17 protein-coding genes are annotated in these 20,425 nt (G+C 46.3%); 14 read left to right on the top strand and 3 right to left on the bottom strand.

All coding sequences use genetic code 11. The features are described from left to right. Positions 1–54: 54 nt before the first annotated feature. On the bottom strand, positions 55–1,275 hold the full coding sequence (locus B2337_RS11535; protein ID WP_292361676.1) for a multidrug effflux MFS transporter: 1,221 nt from the start codon (positions 1,273–1,275) through the stop codon (positions 55–57). A gap of 64 nt (positions 1,276–1,339) precedes the next feature. After that, positions 1,340–2,629, bottom strand: a complete 1,290-nt coding sequence (locus tag B2337_RS11530) for a mechanosensitive ion channel family protein (protein WP_292414996.1) — start codon at positions 2,627–2,629, stop codon at positions 1,340–1,342. A 365-nt stretch (positions 2,630–2,994) separates the two neighbouring features. Between B2337_RS11530 and B2337_RS11525 the strand changes: the two genes are divergently transcribed. From B2337_RS11525 to B2337_RS11500, 6 genes are all read left to right on the top strand, one after another. Then, the gene (locus B2337_RS11525; RefSeq protein ID WP_292414995.1) at positions 2,995–4,485 is read left to right on the top strand and encodes a SulP family inorganic anion transporter; all 1,491 of its coding nucleotides are present in this window, start codon (positions 2,995–2,997) and stop codon (positions 4,483–4,485) included. A gap of 523 nt (positions 4,486–5,008) precedes the next feature. Then, a complete protein-coding gene (locus B2337_RS11520; protein WP_292414842.1) occupies positions 5,009–5,869 on the top strand; it encodes a universal stress protein in 861 nt (286 codons plus the stop codon). A 14-nt stretch (positions 5,870–5,883) separates the two neighbouring features. Next, positions 5,884–6,222, top strand: coding sequence for a TraR/DksA family transcriptional regulator (locus B2337_RS11515; RefSeq protein ID WP_292414839.1), 339 nt, complete (start codon positions 5,884–5,886; stop codon positions 6,220–6,222). Positions 6,223–6,287: 65 nt separating this feature from the next. Continuing rightward, positions 6,288–8,345, top strand: a complete 2,058-nt coding sequence (locus tag B2337_RS11510) for a sensor domain-containing diguanylate cyclase (RefSeq protein WP_292414837.1) — start codon at positions 6,288–6,290, stop codon at positions 8,343–8,345. 76 nt (positions 8,346–8,421) lie between these two features. Next, positions 8,422–10,008, top strand: a complete 1,587-nt coding sequence (locus tag B2337_RS11505; protein WP_292361682.1) for a peptide chain release factor 3 — start codon at positions 8,422–8,424, stop codon at positions 10,006–10,008. A gap of 64 nt (positions 10,009–10,072) precedes the next feature. After that, positions 10,073–10,522: a CBS domain-containing protein gene (locus B2337_RS11500; protein ID WP_292361683.1), complete on the top strand. Its 450-nt coding sequence runs from the start codon at positions 10,073–10,075 to the stop codon at positions 10,520–10,522. Positions 10,523–10,544: 22 nt separating this feature from the next. On the opposite strand, the gene B2337_RS11495 is transcribed toward B2337_RS11500, so the two are convergent. Further along, positions 10,545–10,832 (bottom strand): DUF3579 domain-containing protein, encoded by a 288-nt coding sequence (locus B2337_RS11495; RefSeq protein WP_292361684.1) that lies wholly within the window; start codon positions 10,830–10,832, stop codon positions 10,545–10,547. Between the two features lie 158 nt (positions 10,833–10,990). On the opposite strand from B2337_RS11495, the gene ileS reads away from it, so the two are divergent. From ileS to B2337_RS11455, 8 genes are all read left to right on the top strand, one after another. Beyond that, the gene (gene ileS / locus B2337_RS11490) at positions 10,991–13,792 is read left to right on the top strand and encodes an isoleucine--tRNA ligase (protein WP_292414835.1); all 2,802 of its coding nucleotides are present in this window, start codon (positions 10,991–10,993) and stop codon (positions 13,790–13,792) included. 10 nt (positions 13,793–13,802) lie between these two features. Further along, positions 13,803–14,270: a signal peptidase II gene (lspA, locus tag B2337_RS11485; RefSeq protein ID WP_292414846.1), complete on the top strand. Its 468-nt coding sequence runs from the start codon at positions 13,803–13,805 to the stop codon at positions 14,268–14,270. Then, positions 14,267–15,364 carry a histidinol-phosphate transaminase gene (hisC, locus tag B2337_RS11480; protein WP_292361687.1) on the top strand — a complete coding sequence of 366 codons (1,098 nt, stop codon included), beginning with the start codon at positions 14,267–14,269 and terminating at the stop codon, positions 15,362–15,364. Before lspA ends, hisC begins: the two co-directional genes overlap by 4 nt. After that, on the top strand, positions 15,361–16,248 hold the full coding sequence (locus tag B2337_RS11475) for a prephenate dehydrogenase (protein ID WP_292361688.1): 888 nt from the start codon (positions 15,361–15,363) through the stop codon (positions 16,246–16,248). The genes hisC and B2337_RS11475 overlap by 4 nt, the downstream gene beginning before the upstream one ends. A gap of 8 nt (positions 16,249–16,256) precedes the next feature. Next, positions 16,257–17,585: a 3-phosphoshikimate 1-carboxyvinyltransferase gene (aroA, locus tag B2337_RS11470; protein ID WP_292414833.1), complete on the top strand. Its 1,329-nt coding sequence runs from the start codon at positions 16,257–16,259 to the stop codon at positions 17,583–17,585. Beyond that, the gene (cmk, locus tag B2337_RS11465) at positions 17,578–18,240 is read left to right on the top strand and encodes a (d)CMP kinase (RefSeq protein ID WP_292361690.1); all 663 of its coding nucleotides are present in this window, start codon (positions 17,578–17,580) and stop codon (positions 18,238–18,240) included. The genes aroA and cmk overlap by 8 nt, the downstream gene beginning before the upstream one ends. A gap of 110 nt (positions 18,241–18,350) precedes the next feature. Continuing rightward, the gene (gene rpsA, locus B2337_RS11460) at positions 18,351–20,024 is read left to right on the top strand and encodes a 30S ribosomal protein S1 (protein WP_292361691.1); all 1,674 of its coding nucleotides are present in this window, start codon (positions 18,351–18,353) and stop codon (positions 20,022–20,024) included. A gap of 110 nt (positions 20,025–20,134) precedes the next feature. Beyond that, positions 20,135–20,425, top strand: a complete 291-nt coding sequence (locus B2337_RS11455; protein ID WP_069296502.1) for an integration host factor subunit beta — start codon at positions 20,135–20,137, stop codon at positions 20,423–20,425.

Genomic DNA, 20,425 nt, shown 5'->3' with positions numbered 1-20,425 from the left:
TAAGTTGGGTGTCAATGTGACAGCCAATTTAGAGGCTGGAGGGTTAATGCCGGGTTAACAATCAGTCTTATTTTGAGGATGCTCCTGACAACTATGCAGAATCAGGGTTTTTAATGTCAGACCTGCAATGGCGCAGCCAGACATTACGGTAATCATTGGCCAGAGGCTGCCATCGCCCAGAGAGCTGACCAGTAAACCACTGGCGGCACCTGATAAGAATCCAAATGAACCCAGTACGGCGGTAGCGGTTGCACTGCTGCGTGGAAAGAATTCAACCGTACTGGCAATGGCATTGGACACAATAAGGGCTTGTGAACCGATAAATATCATGATGCCAATAACGATAATGGCTAATGCCGGAGCAGGACTGATCAGGATATATAGCAGCATTGTTAAACCTGTGATGACCTGCAGGATTTGTCCCAGTTTTAACAGGCAGGGTGGGTCGTAAAAATGCAGCAGTCTGACATTGATGCGATTGACAACAATCATCATTAGTACATTAACGGCAAACAATAGAGGATAGACCGAAGCGGAAACGCCAAAATAAATCATATACACCGAGGGGGAGGCGGTAATAAAGCTGAACAAACCGCCATAGGTAAAACTCTGTGCGGCCAGATAAGCCAGGGCTTTACGATGTGAGAGCACTTCAATATAACGCTTTAGCGCTGACGTAGTCTGAATGGCTTTTACGCGAGTTTCAGGTAACAAGCGATAAAGCAGCAGGCCGATTAACAAAGCATAGACAAACAGCACAATAAAAATTGAATGCCAGCCAGCCAGGTGTAAACAAACCATGCCGATTAACGGTGCAACAAGTGGGGCAATCATCATGATAATCGCCATATGTGACAGATATCGGGCACTGTCACGGCCACTGCTGATATCACGAATCACGGCAGAAGAATTGACAATTGCCATGCCGCCACCGATAGCCTGCACCACTCGCCATATCCATAAGCCAAGTAAGGTATGGCTGAGCACAATTCCCATGCTGGCAACACAAAACAGCGTGAGCCCAATAAAAATAACGCGACGCCGGCCAAAATGATCGGATAACGGCCCACCGGTCAATTGACCGACAGCAAAACCCGCCAGAAATAAACTCAGTGATAATTCAATATCATGAATGCTCACAGCAAACTCAGCAGCCATTAACGGCATTGCTGGCAGGTAGGCATCAATTGCCAGAGGAGCGATCGCGGTAAGACCGGCCAGTAACAGAATAAGCTGTGCCACATTGTGGGTGCTGATAGCGGGTTCTTTATCCATTTTGACGGTCAGTCAGCTTCCTTTCATTAAGCAAACAGAGTGTTACATTATTGAATTGTTAATATTATTTGTTTGGTGAATCACCCAATGCCGGGCTTATTTCCGGATCCTGCTTTGGCAACGATTGCGGTCTTAATTCACGCATATCAAAGCCGCTGGGCTGCTGAAAAACACGTAAGCCAAATTCGGGCAGAATAGCCAGCAAATGATCAAAAATATCCGACGCAATGCCTTCGTATTCAATCCAGTTGGTAGTATTGGTAAAACAGTAAATCTCCAGAGGCAGACCATTGGCTGTTGGCTCAAGTTGCCGGGACATCAGGGTATAGTTCTGATGAACCTTTGGATGATTTTTCAGATAATTGCTGACATAGGCGCGGAAGCTGCCAATATTGGTAATGCGACGGGTATTAACAGGCTCTTTACCCCACTCAGCTAATTGTTGATTCCATTCATCAATATCTTTTTGTTTCTGATGTAAATACTCATCCATCAGGCTGAACCGATGCAGCTTTTTCCGTTCATCGTCCGATAAAAAATGAATACTTTGCTGGTCAATCAAGATACTGCGTTTGATCCGACGCCCACCAGATTCCTGCATACCACGCCAGTTTTTAAACGGATCTGTCAGGAAACGTTTGGTCGGAATGACGCTGATGGTTTTATCCCAGTTCTGCACTTTCACCGTATGCAGGGCAATATCAATGACATCACCGTCCGCATTAAGCGGGGTCATTTCAATCCAGTCACCGACCCGGATCAAATCATTTGAACTGATTTGCACGCTGGCGACCAGCGAGAGAAGGGTATCCTGAAAGATCAGTAATAAGACCGCAGCCATCGCACCCAAACCGGACAACAGTATTAAGGGTGAACGATCAATCAGTGAGGCAATCATCAGGATTGCCGCAATCGCATAAATAGCGATTTTGAGTACCTGGATATACCCTTTGATGGGTTTCAAATGTGCATCAGGGCGTTTGTTATAAGCATCATTGATAATGGTCAATAAGCTTCCTATGCCCAACGCAATGGTAAGTACAATAAATGCCGAAGTGACATTCTGCACCACTGCTACAGCCACTTCCGAAATATTCGGAATGATGACGATCCCAGCTGACAGAATGATGGCCGGTACAATATTCGCCAACCGTCTGATAAAAGGGGAGTCAGCTAATGATGAATAACGGCCCAGCTGACTGGTTTTGAGAATACGGTAGACGCCGCGAACCAGAATACGTTTGACCACCCAGTTAGCGATCCAGGCGATTAATAATAATAAGCTCAGACCAATGATGGTGTAGAGGTGGGGATAGTTCTCCAGCCAGTCAGTTATCAGGTTGTAGCTTTCCACAGTCGTGCTCCGCAGCGTTGCATCAGAGGGCAGATTGTAGCATTCAAACGGCCATGAAATCTGGCTCTTAACGAGATGTTTTCATTGGGAAGTTTTCCGTAAAGTTTTGAAGGCTGGGTGATTTACTGTATATTGGCGGGTTTTCTAAATAAGCCCTAATTATCATCGTGAAGCTCAATCCACCCTAGCGTTTCTCCTTTTCTGGACCTGTTCAGGTCCTTGATGTTTAACACATCAATCCCCGCCAACAATGCGGTTGTGCTGGTCATAACCATCGTTAAATTAATGCATGTCGACATTAAAATGTCACTCAAGCTTGGCAATACTCTTTAATTTTGAATTTTTTGAACACAGGAACCGAATGAATGTTGCAAAACCTTAAACGAGACTGGTTTTCCAATATCCGTGCCGATTTAATTGCCGGTATTGTTGTTGCTTTGGCGCTTATCCCTGAAGCCATTGCCTTTTCTATCATTGCAGGTGTCGACCCGAAAGTGGGTCTCTATGCTTCATTTTGTATTGCTGTGATAATTTCCATCGTCGGCGGTCGCCCTGGCATGATCTCCGCAGCAACTGCGGCAATGGCTGTATTAATGGTGACCCTGGTCAAGGAGCATGGTTTGGAATACCTGTTGGCGGCCACTTTGCTTACCGGGGTTATCCAGATAGCGATGGGCTATTTAAAACTGGGAAATTTAATGCGGTTTGTTTCGCGCTCAGTGGTGACAGGCTTTGTAAACGCCCTCGCTATTTTGATTTTTATGGCGCAATTGCCTGAACTGACCAATGTCACCTGGCATGTTTATGCCATGACTGCTGCGGGCCTGGGCATTATCTATCTCTTTCCCTATATTCCTACAATTGGTCGGTTATTGCCTTCTCCATTAGTGACGATTATTGTGCTGACCGTCGTTGCTGTTATGTTTAATATTGATATCCGTACGGTGGGTGATATGGGCGATTTACCGGATACCCTGCCCATTTTTCTATGGCCGGATGTGCCGTTAACTTTTGAAACGCTGGCGATTATTTTCCCCTATGCCATGGCGTTAGCCGTAGTTGGGTTGCTGGAGTCAATGATGACGGCAACCATTGTCGATGATTTAACCGATACAACCAGTGATAAAAACCGTGAATGTAAAGGTCAGGGTGTTGCTAATATCGGTTCAGGATTACTGGGTGGTATGGCCGGTTGTGCAATGATCGGCCAGTCGATTATCAATATTAAATCCGGAGGACGCGGACGGCTATCAACGATGACAGCAGGTTTGTTTTTGTTGTTTATGGTTCTGGTGCTGGATGATTTATTAGTACAGATACCGATGGCAGCATTGGTTGCCGTGATGATCATGGTATCAATCGGTACCTTTTCATGGACATCAATTCGTGATCTGAAAAAGCATCCGCTTTCCACCAATATTGTTATGGTAGTGACTGTAGCGGTTGTAGTGGTTACCCATAATCTGGCACTGGGTGTATTTGTTGGCGTATTGCTGGCGGCCTTGTTTTTTGCCAATAAAGTGGCGCACTTTATGGTGGTCAAAAGCGAACTCAGCGAGCAGGATACCAAGCGTCGTTATGAAGTCAGAGGCCAAATCTTTTTTGCCTCATCGGATAAATTTGTTGCGGCATTTGATTTCAAGGAAGCCCTGGAAACAGTAGAGATTGATTTGACCCATGCCCACTTCTGGGATATCACCGCTGTTTCAGCCCTGGACAAGGTGGTGATCAAGTTCCGTCGTGAAGGTACAGAAGTTGAACTGATTGGTATGAATGCAGCAACCGCCACGATTGTCGATCGTTTTGGGGTACATGGTAAGCCGGAGGAAGTCGAAAAAATACTTGCCGGTCACTAGGAATGCTCGCTAGGGCTTGTTGTTCTTTCATCTCCGACTCTGTTGTGAGCTGAAAAAGCGTCAATTTAGGCACGAGAAGCGCCTTTTGTGAGATACATCCATGTATCTCACCCCTTTGGGGCTTGCGCTCAAAAACGTTTATCTCCATGGATGGAGTGTATGCAAAAGCAATGTCTGGAACATTGCTTGTCCTGACGTTTTTGTAGTTATTCTAAATAAGCGACGAGCAACGCAGACCGGCGCGTCGGCATACCGTCCATTCGTGGACATAAGTGGCGCTTTTTCAGTCACACCCCGAAGGGCTGGGACTATTTTTGCACCCGCCTGCGTTGTATGAAATACATCCCTGTATTTCACCGCTGCGCAGCCAGCTAAGCTGTTCAAATGAGTTCCAGACTCATTTGTCAAACACTTATGCAGGAAGGTTACACGGCGTGCTTTTCGCCTTGTCGGACACAAAAATAGCCTCCAGCAGTGGGGATATGAAAGAACAACAAGCCCTAACCTTAAGTAGGAGAGAAAAATGCCAAAAATAATAGCTTGTATCGATGGCTCAATAACCTCAACGGCAGTTTGTAAGGCGGCCGCCTGGGTCAGTCAGCGTTTAAATGCGTCATTGGATTTATTGCATGTCCTTGATAAAACTGAATATCCCAAACCGGAAAACAGCAAAAATCTGTCAGGAAATATCGGATTAGGCAGTCGTGAACACTTGTTGGAAGAGTTAATTGAGCTTGATGAAAAACGCAGTCGTCTTGCTTTGGAGCACGGCAAAAATATTTTACAGGATGCCAGAGCATTAGCGCAGCAGCATGGCGCCGTTGAAGTCACGACACATCAACGTCATGGCGGTTTAATGGAAACATTAAGTGACTTGCAGGATGACACCCGTGTCTTGGTATTGGGTCGTCAGGGCCAGGCTCATGAAAATGAAACTCACAGCCTGGGCAGCCATCTGGAAAATGTGATTCGAGCTCTGAATAAACCAATATTAATTACCCTGCCGGATTTTACTGCACCAAAAGATTTTATGATTGCTTTTGACGGCAGTGCCACGTCGAGCAAAGTGTTGGAAAAAGTAGCTGAATCAGATTTATTAAAAGGATTGCCCTGTCATATTGTCATGGTGGCTGAGGACGATACTAATCATCAGTCTCAGTTAAACTCGGCGAAGCAAGGCCTTATCGATGCAGGCTTTGAAGTCACCACGGCTTTATTGCAAGGTACAGTGCAGCCGGCGCTTCACCAGTATCAACGTGAAAACGACATTGATTTGATGGTGATGGGGGCGTATGGCCATTCACGTATCCGCCAGTTTTTAGTGGGGAGTAATACTGCCAAAATGGTTCGAATGAGTGACATTCCTTTACTGCTGCTGCGTTAATCAGGAACAACTGCATGAATCAAATGAACATTGTGCAGCTGGAAAATTACCGGCAAAAGTTATTGCAGCAGAAACTGGCGTTATTAACCGGAGATGAGGCAGAGCTAACTTCGGCCGTCGAGTTAAAAGCCGGACAATTAGATAATTTGTCATTTCAACGACAAATTAAGATGCAGGAAACCATCAAACACAAACAAGCTCAGTTGCAAGCCATTGATGGTGCACTTCATCGTATTGATAATGATAAATTCGGCTTTTGTTATGTCTGTAATCAGGCGATCACTGAAGCACGCTTGAATTTTGATCTGACAGTCACTCGATGTCTGCAATGTTCGGATAAAATCTTCGACTAATGTTCTGATTTTTAACCGTTATTAGCCTACAATTTCAGTAACTGGCCCTGAACTGGAGAATTTCTTTGGGCAACACAATCAAAGATCAGCATCATCCAGCGATTATGATTGAAGGAATTCAGCCTTTCGGTTGTTTAATTCGATTTGATGGTGACCTGCTTGAAATTTTACAAGTCAGCGAAAATTTGCAGCAAATACTGGGTGTTTCCATTGAAGCGGCACTTGCATCGTCGCCAAGAGATATTCTGGGTGGCAAATTACAACAGCGATTACAGCAAACGCTTGCTAAAAATTCCCGTTTATCTGCAGCACTCATCATCAACCGCCAGGTAAGCGGTTCCTATCAGCGTTTTTACGTGGTGGCTTATCGCAGTGATGATTCTATTGTGGTGGAGTTTGAATCACTCTCACGTTCCGGCGAACAACGTTTAATGCCCATTGTGAATGAGTGGCTGACCCGTCTGGCACAGGTTCAGGAAATAGGTCAATTGCAACAAATGCTGGTGCAGAGTGTGCAGGCGGTGACCGGCTATGATCGCGTATTGCTTTGTCAGTTTGATACGCACTGGCAGCGGACGGCTATTGCAGAAGAATGTCGGGATCCCGATAAAAGCTTAATGAACTTCCGGTTTCCTGCCAGCGATATCCCGTTGGAAGTCAGAGCACGTTATACCGTTAACCCAATGCGCAGCATTGCCGATGTCGATGCAGAGATAGTCGGCCTGATACCTGCTTCAAATGAAATTGATCTTCCGGTGGTGGATTTGACACCGGGAATTCTGAGAGCTTTGTCGGCTTATCATCAGCAGTATTTACGCAGTATTAATGTTAAGGCTTCCTTATCCATAGCGATTGCCGGTGAGCAGCAGCTTTGGGGGATCCTGACCTGCCATGATTTCACTCCCAGTGAAATATCGCCGGCTGAACGGGATGCGGCATTTAATTTGGTGCAAATGGCAAGTCAACGTATGTTTTTGCTGCAAGCGCGGCAGCAAGCAATGTTTTTGAAAAATGTCTTAAACAGTCGTGAACTGCTATCGGCTGAACGCGACAAAGTAATTCAGCCGACAACCTTACTCGATAAATATGGCAAGGACTGGATGCAATTGTTTAATTGCACGGGCATTGCTCTGTTATATCGTAATCAGGTGAGGTGTGTTGGTGAAACCCTGGATGATTATGAGTTGGACATTGTTGGCAAGTGGCTTACAGAGCATGTCGGACAGAAAATGTGTTGGGCATGTGATCAACTGTCAAAGAGTCCCTTGAATAATTTGGTCAACGTTCGCAATCGGGCAGGATTGCTGGCCGTTCCCTTACCGATTGAGCAAAATCAATCCGGATGGTTTTTGTTGTTCCGCCGGGCCCAAAAAGCACAACATAACTGGGTCGGTAAAAAACAGATAATCGAAGCAGAAACCCCAAATCCACTTAAACGTATTGAAGAACGCGGTCATGAGATTTGGATGGAAACCATAGAGGATGAGGCTAATCGCTGGTCTGTGAATGAACAGCATGCAGCACAGGATCTGGCTGAGGATTTGGCTGTTGCGATTACCGTGCATCAAGTCAACCGGCTGAACACCCAGTTACAGCTTGCCAACAAACAGCTTAAAGAAATTGCCCATACCGATACCCTGACCAAAACCTGGAACCGTTATCGAATGGAGTTAGCCATTGATGCAGAACTCGCTGCTGCCGAGCGTTATGGTCATCCTTGCTCGGTGTTACTGTTTGATATTGATCGTTTCAAATCAGTCAATGACAACTATGGGCATGATGCCGGGGATCAGGTGTTAACCAGGCTTGCGGAAGAGGTCCAATCCAAACTGCGTACCAGTGACTATTTAGGCCGCTGGGGCGGTGAGGAATTTATTGTTCTGGCATCGCATAATGCTCTGGATGAAGCCATGGCTCTGGCAGAACGTTTACGTAAACATATTGAAAGCGTTCAGTTCGATACCGCTGGAATAATTACTGTCAGCATAGGCGTAGCTCAAGCAATACCGGGCAATGAAAGTCGCAAGCATTTGTTAGAAAGAGCTGATCAGGCGATGTATCGAGCCAAGCAATCTGGGCGTAATCGTGTTGAATCAGCAAGTGCCGAATTGTCTGGGTCTTGATTTTCATCCAAAATACGCGGTTTGTTGCGCATGCTGCCAAGTCTGCTTGGCCTATCTAATTTTATACTGAGTCACTATGTCCGAAAGCCTGTTACAGAAACAAGTCTCAAAACGCCGTACTTTTGCCATTATCAGTCACCCTGATGCCGGTAAAACCACCCTGACTGAAAAACTGTTGTTATTCGGCGGTGCCATTCAGATGGCGGGCAGTGTGAAATCACGTAAAACTGACAGACATGCCACTTCAGACTGGATGGAAATGGAAAAGGAACGGGGCATTTCGGTGACCTCTTCGGTGATGCAGTTTCCCTATAAAGACCGCATCGTTAATCTTCTCGATACACCAGGGCATGCTGATTTTTCGGAAGATACCTATCGCACACTGACTGCGGTGGACTCGGCATTGATGGTTATCGACAGTGCCAAAGGTGTAGAAGAACGTACCATTAAATTAATGGAGGTTTGCCGCTTACGCGATACGCCGATTCTGACATTTATCAACAAACTTGATCGGGAAGGCCGCGATCCGCTGGACTTACTCAGTGAAGTCGAAAATATCCTCAATATCCGCTGTGCCCCCATCACCTGGCCAATCGGTATGGGCAAAGGCTTTAAAGGTATTTTCCATCTTTATAATGACAATATTCGGTTGTTTGAAGCGCATGGCAAAGACGCAGATGCCGGCGAGGTGATTCAGGGGTTGGATAATCCACGTCTGGATGAATTATTTGGTTCTATGGCGGAAGAATTACGTGAAGAAATTGATCTGGTGCGTGGTGCCAGTGATCAATTTGATTTGGAAGCTTTTCTTAATGGACAAATGACCCCGGTGTTTTTTGGTTCAGCAATGAATAATTTCGGGGTTACTGAATTGATGGACGCCTATGTGGAATATGCGCCGGCGCCACAACCAAGGGAAACCAAAACCCGTGATGTTGTTGCGGATGAGGATAACTTCAGCGGATTTGTGTTTAAAATTCAAGCCAATATGGATCCTAAACACCGTGACCGCATTGCTTTTATGCGAGTTTGCAGTGGTCATTACACTAAAGGCATGAAATTACGTCAGACCCGGATAGGTAAAGATGTGACCATCGCCAATGCCGTCACCTTCATGGCTGCAGAACGTGAACAGGCGGAAGAAGCCTGGCCGGGCGATATACTCGGTTTGCACAATCACGGAACCATTCAGATCGGCGATACCTTTACTCAGGGTGAGGATCTTCAATTCACTGGGATACCGTACTTTGCGCCGGAACTGTTTCGCCGTGTCAGATTAAAAGATCCTCTGAAGAACAAGGCTTTATTGAAAGGTCTGCAACAATTGAGCGAAGAGGGTGCCACGCAGTTATTCCGTCCATTGGATAACAATGATCTAATTCTGGGGGCGGTCGGGGTATTGCAGTTTGATGTAGTTGTTCACCGTTTGAAAGGGGAGTATGGCGTCGAATGCGCCTACGAACCGGTTCAGGTGCATACCGCACGATGGGTGTATTGCGATGATGTGAAAAAGCTGGAGGAATTTAAGCGGAAAGCCTCAATGAATCTGGCTCTTGATGGTGCGGATAACCTGACCTATATTGCTCCAACAAGGGTCAATCTGGATCTCACAATAGAACGTTGGCCGGAAATTGATTTCCGTTCCACCCGTGAGCATCTCTAAAAGTCTTGCCATACAGCCGGCTTCTCAAGCAGAATGAAATTTCCATTCGTTGCCGGAGAAAGAGATGAAAGTCAGACTCATTACCAAAAACAAAGGTAAGCCGGTTATCGGGCTGACACCGACAGATTCACTGGATAAAGCTGTCCATTTGATGATGGAACATCGCATTGGTTCGTTAGTGGTAACGGAAAATGGCACGCTGGTGGGGATCCTTTCAGAACGTGATTTGCTCAATGTGTTACACAAGAAACACGCCATGTGGGAACCTAAAACAGCAGCGGATGCGATGACGCCAAATCCCTATACCTGTGATCCGGATAACACGCTGGAAGAAGTGATGAATATCATGGTTGACCATAATATCCGTCATTTGCCGGTAGTTTACAAAGGTCGGCTGGAGGGAATGTTATCCATTACGGATGTAGTGGAAGAACTGCTGAAAAAAGCAAAGTTTGAAAATAAGCTATTGAAAAACTATATCCAGAATTGGCCGGATGCCGACCACGAAGAGTGATTTTAACGCTGTGGATAAAAGATTAGGACTCGGGTAACTTAGCCATTCTTTCAACCTGTAGCCGGTTATCGTTGGCAAATTCCAACAGAAATTCAAAAAGCATCACGTCTTCTTCTTCAAGTTGCGCATCAATCACGACACATTTGGTGCCTTCCAGTGAAGCCAGTTTAACGTTTGGATGAAAAATGATTCTTCTTCCTGGACCATAGCTGGCGACTGCTCCACACAGTCTTTCTGCCCAGTCACTGGGGCGAAATTTACCGCCGTCCTCAGTGATGCCTTTAATGATCACTTTTTCCGTTGCAGTCATCGATTTTGGTGCTCTTGAATAAACAAAATGAATAATGGGTGTGCATTTTACTGTGTAACATCAGGCAAAGGCCAAACAAACTCTTTTCAGTGATTTAGGTCAGCGCGAAAAACCCGTATAATCGAGCGCTTTATTATTTGACGACAACGAGACGTTTTGTGGCCGACTACAAACACACTTTAAATCTTCCTGCGACTGACTTCCCGATGAAAGCGGGCCTACCCAATCGCGAACCTGTGATTTTAAAGCGTTGGCAGGAGCAAGATCTTTACCGGCAGTTACGGCAAACCAATCAGGGTAAACCGAAATTCATTCTGCACGATGGCCCTCCGTATGCCAATGGCGATATACATATCGGTCATGCCGTCAATAAAATTCTTAAAGATATTATTTTAAAGTCCAAAACCCTTAGTGGCTTTGATACACCTTATGTTCCCGGCTGGGATTGTCACGGTCTGCCGATTGAACTGAATGTTGAGAAAAAAGTTGGCAAACCGGGCGTTAAAGTCAGCCCGGCAGAATTTCGTCAGGCCTGTCGTGAATATGCGGCCAAACAGGTTGACGGTCAACGGGAAGATTTTAAACGACTGGGCGTATTGGCTGATTGGGATAATCCGTATCTGACCATGGATTTTCAGTTTGAGGCTGACATTATTCGCACACTGGGCGAAATCATTGAAAACGGTCATTTACACAAAGGTGTAAAACCGGTGCATTGGTGCGTGGATTGCGGCTCTGCATTAGCTGAAGCCGAAGTCGAATATGAAGATAAAACCTCACCGGCCATCGATGTACGTTTTCAATTTAATGATACCGTTGAGTTTGATATAGCCTGCCCGAACAACGGCAATGGTCCGGTGAATATTGCCATCTGGACCACCACACCATGGACTTTGCCAGCCAATCAGGCGGTGTGTCTGCATCCAGATTTAGAGTATGTCGTGGTGCAATGTGCTGCTGAGCGTTTGGTGTTAGCAGAAGCATTGTATGAAAAAGCATTGGAACGTTATCAGTTAACCGGTGAAGTGATTGCCCGCTGCAAGGGCGTTGCGCTTGAAGGTTTATTGCTGCAACACCCGTTTTATGATCGAAAAGTACCGGTTATTTTAGGTGATCATGTCACTACCGATGCTGGTACCGGCGCTGTGCATACGGCACCTGGTCATGGTCAGGATGACTATATTGTCGGGTTGAAATATAAACTGGAAGTGGATAATCCGGTGGGTGGCAATGGCGTGTTTTTACCAGACACCCCGATTTTTGCCGGTGAATCTGTGTTTAAAGCCAATCCGCAGGTTATTGAGGTATTAAAAGAAAAATCAGCTTTGTTATGTCATGTGGATATCCGTCATAGCTATCCACATTGTTGGCGCCATAAAACACCGATTATTTTCCGTGCGACGCCACAATGGTTTGTCAGTATGGAGCAGAACGGTTTACGTGATCAGGCAATGCAGGCGATTGCTGCAACCAAATGGATGCCGGACTGGGGCCAAAAACGTATTGAGAATATGGTGACAGGTCGTCCGGACTGGTGTATTTCCCGTCAACGGACCTGGGGTGTACCGATCCCGTTATTTGTGCATCAGCAGAGCGGGGAATTGCATCCGGATTCGAAAGCATTGATCGAAAAAGTCGCCCTGGCGGTTGAGCAAAACGGTATTGATGCCTGGTTTGATATGGATGCCAGCGATCTGATTGGTGCAGATGCAGAAAATTATTTCAAAGTCACTGATACGCTGGATGTCTGGTTTGATTCTGGTGTGTCGCATGCCTGCGTATTAACCCGCCGTGATGATTTGCATCGTCCTGCCGATCTCTATCTTGAAGGCAGCGATCAACACCGTGGCTGGTTCCAGTCTTCATTGTTGACATCAGTTGCCACCACTGGCAAAGCACCATACAAAACTGTGCTGACTCACGGTTTTACCGTGGACGCCGAAGGCAAGAAAATGTCTAAATCCAAGGGCAATACGGTTTCACCGCAAAAAGTGGTGAATAACCTGGGTGCCGATATTATTCGTCTTTGGGTGGCGGCGACTGATTACAGTGCTGAAATGACGGTGTCGGATGAAATCCTCAAACGCACAGCGGACTCATATCGCCGTATTCGTAATACCGCACGGTATTTATTATCGAACCTGAATGATTTTGATCCTGCCTCCAATCTGGTCGCAACTGAAAAGTTATTACCACTGGATCGCTGGGTACTGGATCGTGCCTATCATCTGCAGCTGGAAATCCTGGCAGCCTATGAAAGCTATCAGTTCCATCTGATTTATCAGAAAGTGCATAATTTCTGCGCCAATGAACTGGGCAGTGCCTATCTGGATATCACCAAGGATCGGCAGTACACCATGCCGGCAGACAGTCTGGGCCGTCGATCTTCTCAAACCGCGATGTTCCATATTCTGGAAGCGTTAACCCGTTGGATTGCGCCGGTTCTGAGTTTCACTGCCGATGAACTGTGGGAGTTTATTCCGGGCCAGCGTAACTCGTCAGTGCTACTGAATAACTGGTATTCAAATCTGGTGCCATTATCGTTGGATAGTGTTTTGTCGGTGGCGGATTGGCAGCAATTATTCGCTGTTCGTGATGCTGTTGCCAAAGAACTGGAAAATAAACGTAACCAGGGTGCAGTGAAAGGCGGTTTAACTGCCGATGTTAGTTTGTACGCTGAAGACAGTTTGCTGAACGTATTAAATAAAGTTGGCGATGAACTGAAATTTATCCTTATTACATCGTCAGCCAAGCGTTTTTCATTGGCAGATAAAACGGCGACAGCAATCGACACCGGATTAACTGGTTTGGCAGTGGATATTCATGCCTCGCCAAACGCCCGTTGCGAACGTTGTTGGCATCAAACTGATGATGTAGGTAGCCATGCAGATCATCCGGAATTGTGTGGCCGTTGCGTTGAAAACGTAGATGGCGATGGCGAAACCCGCCGTTTTGCCTGAGGCAGTTACTATGTTGAAGTGGTTATGGGTAAGTGTGTTGATCATTATATTGGATCAACTGACCAAGGTGGTCATGGCTAATTGGCTGGAGTTATACCAAACCGTTGCCGTGATGCCGTATTTCAATTTTACTTTGGCACACAATAGCGGTGCAGCATTCAGTTTTCTGGCAGGTGCCGGTGGCTGGCAGCGCTGGTTTTTTATCGGGCTGGCGGTGTCCGTTTCAATCGTATTAATTATTTGGCTGTCCCGTCTTAAGGCGCAGGCAAAAGTGGAAGCGATAGCGATTTCACTGATTATCGGTGGTGCAATTGGTAATGTGCTTGACCGGTTTTTCTATGGGTATGTAATTGATTTTATTGATATATATTTCGGTACCTATCATTGGCCGGCATTTAATGTTGCTGATGCAGCCATTTGTATCGGTGCTGTGTTGTTGATTTTGGATAGTTTCAGAAAACCAGCGGAGCAAAAATGAATCTATGTGATTTAGCGGTAGATAGCATTGCCGCGTTGCAGCCTTATGTACCCGGAAAGCCGATTGAAGAATTGCAGCGGCAATATGGTGTAAGAGATGTTATTAAATTGGCCTCAAATGAGAGTCCGATTGGCCCATCTCAGGCCGCACTGGCCGCAATTGCGCTGGCGACCCGCGATTTAACGCGTTATCCCGATGGGAATGGCTTTACATTGAAACAGGCTTTGGCCGAAAAATTTCAGCTGGATGCCGGGCAGATTACCTTGGGCAATGGTTCCAATGATGTATTAGAGTTGATTGCCCGTTGTTTTGTCTCACCTGTTGATGAAGTCATATTTTCTCAACACGCTTTCGCCGTTTATCCATTGGTGGCACAGGCGATAGGTGCTTCGCTGGTAGAAGTTCCAGCCAAGGATTTCGGCCATGATTTAACCGCAATGCAGCAAGCCATTACGCCTAAAACCAAACTGGTTTTTATTGCGAATCCTAATAATCCCACCGGCACGTATGTAGCAGCTAATGAAATTTATGGTTTTCTGCAGGCCATTCCAGACAATGTGATTGTGGTACTGGATGAAGCTTACGTTGAGTATGGCGACAATGAACAGAACAGCATTGACTGGTTGAAAGAATTTCCTAATTTAATTATTTGCCGTACCTTTTCCAAGGCTTATGGTCTGGCGGGTTTGCGGGTTGGTTTTGCTCTATCAAGTCCGGAGATTGCTGATTTATTAAATCGTCTGCGCCAGCCGTTTAATGTCAATCATCTGGCAATGAGTGCTGCGATTGCGGCGTTGGGCGATGAAGATTATCTGCAGCGAGCCAAACAGGTTAATGCCGAAGGCATGCAACAATATATTGAGGGTTTTAACAAGCTGGGACTAAGTTATATTCCCTCCAAGGCAAATTTTATCTGTGTGGATGTCGCCACCCATGCGGCTGACATTTATGAAAAACTGTTGCAACAGGGTGTCATTGTCAGACCTGTTGCAGGTTATGGTTTACCCACACATTTACGCATCAGTATTGGTCTTGAACATGAAAACCAGCGCTGCCTGGAAGCGCTGGAAAATAGTCTTGCAGAGGCCAAATGATTAAAAAACTGGCAATTATCGGGGTTGGACTGATTGGTGGTTCACTGGCTTTGGCATTAAAAAAAGCCGGGCTGGTTGAACAGGTAACCGGTTATTCACGATCGGCAGCAGCACGTGATGAAGCATTGGCATTGGGCATTATTGATAATGCAGCTGATTCATTGAAAGAGGCTGTCGCAGATGCGGATATGGTCTTTGTGGCTGTACCCATGGGCGCGATGCAAACGGTTTTTGAGCAAATGGCTCCTCATCTGAAGTCACAAGCGATTGTTACCGATGCGGGCAGTGCTAAACATCAGGTAGTTGAAGCCGCCCGTCGGGCTTTAGGTGATAAGTTTGACCGTTTTGTCCCGGGACATCCAATAGCGGGTACTGAGAAAAGTGGACCATCTGCAGCGTTTGCGGAGCTGTACCAACAACATCGCGTGGTATTAACCCCAGTTGCCGAAACGGACAAAAACGCGCTCGAGCAAGTACGTCAAATGTGGCAACAGGCCGGTGCCGACGTATTTGACATGGAAGTTGAACATCACGATGTGGTGTTGGCTGCGACCAGTCATTTGCCGCACGTTTTAGCCTTCAATCTGGTGGGTATGCTCTCCAAACGAGATGACTGTGATGAAGTATTACGTTACGCCGCAGGCGGTTTCCGTGATTTTTCCCGTATCGCTTCAAGTGATGCCGTTATGTGGCGGGATATCTGTCTGGGAAACCGTCACGCCATTTTAGAATTATTAGAACAATACCGACGTGGTCTGGATCAGATCGAACAGGCGATTCGGCAAGATGATGGTGATTATCTTATTGATATTTTTGCACGGGCCAAGCGGGCCAGAGATACCCGTTTTGCCGATCCAAGTCTAAAAGACAATAGTGAAGTGTAGTGGGAGTGATGAACAGCGTGAGCGGGCAACAGGATCGTAAATTTGTGGTACAGGCCGGTGGTCAGTTAACGGGCAGTTTTCGTGTGGCCGGAGATAAATCCATTTCACACCGTTCTATCATGCTGGGTTCATTGGCTGAGGGCGTCACCGAAATCAGCGGTTTTCTTGATGGTGAGGATGCGCTGGCTACACTGGCTGCTTTTCGAGCCATGGGAGTTAAGATAGAAGGCCCGGTCGACGGCAAAGTCACCGTGCATGGTGTCGGCATGCATGGATTGATGGCACCCGAAAATGACTTGTATGTGGGAAATTCCGGCACTTCGATCCGTTTATTAAGTGGTCTGCTGGCGGGGCAATCCTTTGACGTGATAATGAGTGGGGATAAATCCTTATCAGGCCGTCCGATGCGTCGGGTGACCGATCCATTGGCACTCATGGGAGCACAGATTGATACTACCGACGGCAAACCACCGCTGACGATTCATGGTGGTCATAAATTAGCGGCTATTAATTACGACTTGCCGATGGCCAGTGCTCAGGTGAAATCCTGTCTGTTATTAGCCGGTATGTATGCGGAAGGCACAACCTGTGTAACTGAACCTGCGCTGACACGAGATCATACTGAACGCATGCTACAGGGCATGGGATATCCAGTGAATGTTCAGGGTAATCGTATCAGTATTAAAGGTGGCGGCAAATTAACCGCCACTAGTATCGATGTACCAGGGGATATTTCTTCGGCTACTTTCTTTATGGTCGGTGCGGCAATTGCGCCGGGTTCAGATATCACTTTGCAACATGTGGGTGTTAACCCGACACGCATTGGTGTGATCAATATCCTGCGTGAAATGGGCGCCGATATCAGCCTGAGTAATGAAGCTGTCACCGGTGGCGAGCCGGTTGCCGATATTCGTGTTCGTTATGCACCATTGAAAGGCATTGACATTCCAGAAGATCAGGTGCCACTGGCAATTGATGAATTTCCGGCAATATTCATTGCCGCGGCCTGTGCGCAAGGTCGCACAGTCTTAACCGGCGCGGAAGAATTACGCGTCAAGGAAAGTGATCGAATTCAGGTGATGGCCGATGGTTTACAAGCACTGGGTATCGATGCACAGCCAACAACAGATGGGATGATTATCGAAGGTGGCGTGATAGGCAGTGGTGAAGTGGACAGTCACGGCGATCACCGCATTGCGATGTCATTTGCCATGGCCGCTTTACAAGCAGGTGGCGCTATTCAAATTAATGACTGTGCCAATGTGGCGACTTCTTTTCCCAACTTTGTCGAATTAGCAAATAACAGTGGTTTACAGATCGATGCTTTCGATGTCTGAGATACCGGTTTTGACGATAGATGGTCCAAGCGGTTCTGGTAAGGGTACTTTAGCGCAACGTATGGCAGAAAAGCTGGGTTGGCATTATCTGGATAGTGGAGCGATTTACCGTGTTCTTGCACAAGCCGCCCTGAAACATCATATTGACTTAGCCGATGAAACTGCGCTGGCAACACTGGCTGGACAGTTGGATGTAAAGTTTCTGTTAAAAGATGGTCAGCTGCAAGTTGTCCTGGAAGGTGATGATGTTTCACTGTTGATTCGTTCCGAGCAAGCCGGTAATGCCGCATCAAAAGTTGCCGCATTACCGGCGGTACGTGCAGCTTTATTGCAAAGACAACGCGATTTTCGCCAGGCCCCCGGATTGGTGACTGACGGTCGCGATATGGGGACCGTAGTGTTTCCTGACGCAACATTTAAAGTCTTTCTGACAGCCAGTGCGGAGGTTCGGGCGGAGAGACGATATAAGCAGTTGAAAGAGAAAGGAATTGATAGTAACCTTTCCGATCTCGTAGCTGAAATATCTGAACGTGATGATCGGGATATGCAACGTGAAGTAGCGCCGCTACGGCCTGCCGATGATGCCGTTATTCTGGATTCAACACAACTCGGAATAGAAGCAGTTTTAGAAAAAGTCAGTGCATTAACTGGCTGATTTATTAGGGTACTTAGTTGGGTGGTCCAGCTAGGTTTTTTTGTTAATTTCCTGCATTTGCAGGTCTAACGGGCGATTCTGTTATCTATACAGGGTCAAGGATATTTATAATGAGCGAAAGCTTTGCTGATCTCTTTGAAGAGAGTCTAAACGCAACCCCAATGCAACCAGGCAAAATTGTTACCGGTACGGTAGTCAATGTCGGTCCTGATGTTGTTATGGTTAACGCAGGTCTGAAATCTGAAGGCGCTATCCCAGTTGCCGAATTCATGAACGAAAAAGGTGAAATCACCGTTTCTGTTGGTGATTTGGTCGATGTTTCTCTGGAAACACTGGAAGATGGATTTGGTGCAACGCAGTTATCACGTGAAAAAGCCAAGGCGGCTGAAGCATGGATCAGACTGGAACACGCATTTGAAGCCAATGAAACGGTTATGGGGATCATTTCCGGAAAAGTCAAAGGTGGTTTCACTGTTGATCTGGAAAACATCCGTGCATTCCTGCCAGGTTCACTGGTTGATGTGCGTCCTATTCGCGATACTTCACACCTCGAAGGCAAAGAGCTTGAGTTCAAACTGATTAAGCTGGATCGCCCACGTAATAATATCGTCGTTTCTCGCCGTGCCATAATGGAAGCTGAGAACAGTGTTGAACGCGAAGCCCTTCTGGAAACATTGGAAGAAGGCAAAGTGGTTAAGGGTATCGTTAAGAACCTGACCGACTACGGCGCGTTTGTTGACCTTGGTGGTATTGATGGTCTGTTGCATATCACTGATATGGCTTGGAAACGTGTTAAACATCCTTCAGAAGTTGTTGCTATCGGTGACGAAATCGATGTACAGGTTCTGAAATTTGATAAAGAACGTGAACGTGTATCGCTGGGCCTGAAACAACTGGGCGACGATCCATGGAAAGATATTGCACGTCGTTATCCAAACAGCACCCGCATCCAGGGTAAAGTCACTAACATTGCCGACTACGGTTGTTTTGTTGAAATCGAAGATGGCGTTGAAGGTTTGGTTCACATGTCTGAAATGGACTGGACCAACAAAAACGTTCACCCTTCAAAACTGGTTACTTTAGGTGATGAAGTTGAAGTGATGGTTCTGGACATTGACGCTGAACGTCGTCGTATCTCACTGGGAATCAAACAGTGCCAGACAAACCCTTGGGAAGAGTTTTCCATGACTCATAACAAAGGTGATAAAGTCAGTGGTGCTATCAAATCCATCACTGATTTTGGTATCTTCATTGGCCTGGATGGTGGCATTGACGGCCTGATTCACTTGTCAGACATTTCCTGGGAAGAAGAAAACGAAGAATTGATTCGTGACTTCAAAAAAGGCGATGAAGTTGAAGCCGTGGTACTGGCTATTGATCCAGAACGTGAACGCATTTCATTGGGTATCAAACAATTGCAAGACGATCCGTTCTCTGCTTATTTGTCTGAACACCCACGTGGCACTGTTGTTACCGGTAAAGTCACTGCAGTTGATGCAAAAGGCGCAACAATTGAATTGGCTGAAGGTGTTGAAGGTTATGTTCGTGTTGCTGATATCTCACGTGAACGTATCGAAGATGCCAGCAAAGTGCTGAATATCGGTGATGAAGTCGAAGCTAAATTTACAGGAATGTCCCGTAAGGATCGCACGCTGACTCTATCTATCAAAGCGAAGGATGATCAAGAAGAATCCGAAGCAGTGAAAGAGTACAGCAATGTCAGTTCCGGCAATACCACTTTAGGTGATTTGCTGAAAGAACAAATGAATCAGAAAGATAGCTAATCTGATCATTAATAAGCATCCGGTCAAGCCGGATGCTTATTTTCTTGTTGTACAGCTGCCTTGATGTTTAAGGCATAACCCAAAGTCTACTGCCGGGAATCTAGGAAATTATGACCAAGTCTGATTTGATAGAAATACTATCCGAAAAACAATCTCTATTAAATTACCGAGACGTTGAACTAGCGGTAAAGTTAATTCTTGAACAGATGAGCGACTGTCTGTCACGTGGTGATCGTATTGAGATCAGAGGGTTTGGCAGTTTCACACTGCATCATCGTCCCCCCAGAGTGGGACGGAATCCAAAAAGTGGTGAATCCGTCAAGCTTGATGAAAAATATGTACCTCACTTCAAACCCGGAAAAGAATTACGCGATCGTGTAAATAATGCCGCTGGTTTTTAA

This window comes from Methylophaga sp. UBA3192, assembly GCA_002363955.1.
Lineage (GTDB): Bacteria > Pseudomonadota > Gammaproteobacteria > Nitrosococcales > Methylophagaceae > Methylophaga.
The sequence above is the reverse complement of the archived record's forward strand: the minus strand, read 5'-3'. Positions and strand labels throughout refer to the sequence as shown.

Excerpts from the sequence above, each read along its gene's own strand:
- B2337_RS11495 (WP_292361684.1), bottom strand. The coding sequence starts at position 10,832 with ATGACTGCAACGGAAAAAGTGATCATTAAAGGCATCACTGAGGACGGC.
- B2337_RS11505 (WP_292361682.1), top strand. The coding sequence starts at position 8,422 with ATGTCCGAAAGCCTGTTACAGAAACAAGTCTCAAAACGCCGTACTTTT.
- lspA (WP_292414846.1), top strand. The coding sequence starts at position 13,803 with ATGTTGAAGTGGTTATGGGTAAGTGTGTTGATCATTATATTGGATCAA.
- B2337_RS11455 (WP_069296502.1), top strand. The coding sequence starts at position 20,135 with ATGACCAAGTCTGATTTGATAGAAATACTATCCGAAAAACAATCTCTA.
- B2337_RS11475 (WP_292361688.1), top strand. The coding sequence starts at position 15,361 with ATGATTAAAAAACTGGCAATTATCGGGGTTGGACTGATTGGTGGTTCA.
- cmk (WP_292361690.1), top strand. The coding sequence starts at position 17,578 with ATGTCTGAGATACCGGTTTTGACGATAGATGGTCCAAGCGGTTCTGGT.
- B2337_RS11520 (WP_292414842.1), top strand. The coding sequence starts at position 5,009 with ATGCCAAAAATAATAGCTTGTATCGATGGCTCAATAACCTCAACGGCA.
- aroA (WP_292414833.1), top strand. The coding sequence starts at position 16,257 with ATGAACAGCGTGAGCGGGCAACAGGATCGTAAATTTGTGGTACAGGCC.
- rpsA (WP_292361691.1), top strand. The coding sequence starts at position 18,351 with ATGAGCGAAAGCTTTGCTGATCTCTTTGAAGAGAGTCTAAACGCAACC.
- hisC (WP_292361687.1), top strand. The coding sequence starts at position 14,267 with ATGAATCTATGTGATTTAGCGGTAGATAGCATTGCCGCGTTGCAGCCT.
- B2337_RS11500 (WP_292361683.1), top strand. The coding sequence starts at position 10,073 with ATGAAAGTCAGACTCATTACCAAAAACAAAGGTAAGCCGGTTATCGGG.
- B2337_RS11525 (WP_292414995.1), top strand. The coding sequence starts at position 2,995 with ATGTTGCAAAACCTTAAACGAGACTGGTTTTCCAATATCCGTGCCGAT.
- B2337_RS11515 (WP_292414839.1), top strand. The coding sequence starts at position 5,884 with ATGAATCAAATGAACATTGTGCAGCTGGAAAATTACCGGCAAAAGTTA.
- B2337_RS11535 (WP_292361676.1), bottom strand. The coding sequence starts at position 1,275 with ATGGATAAAGAACCCGCTATCAGCACCCACAATGTGGCACAGCTTATT.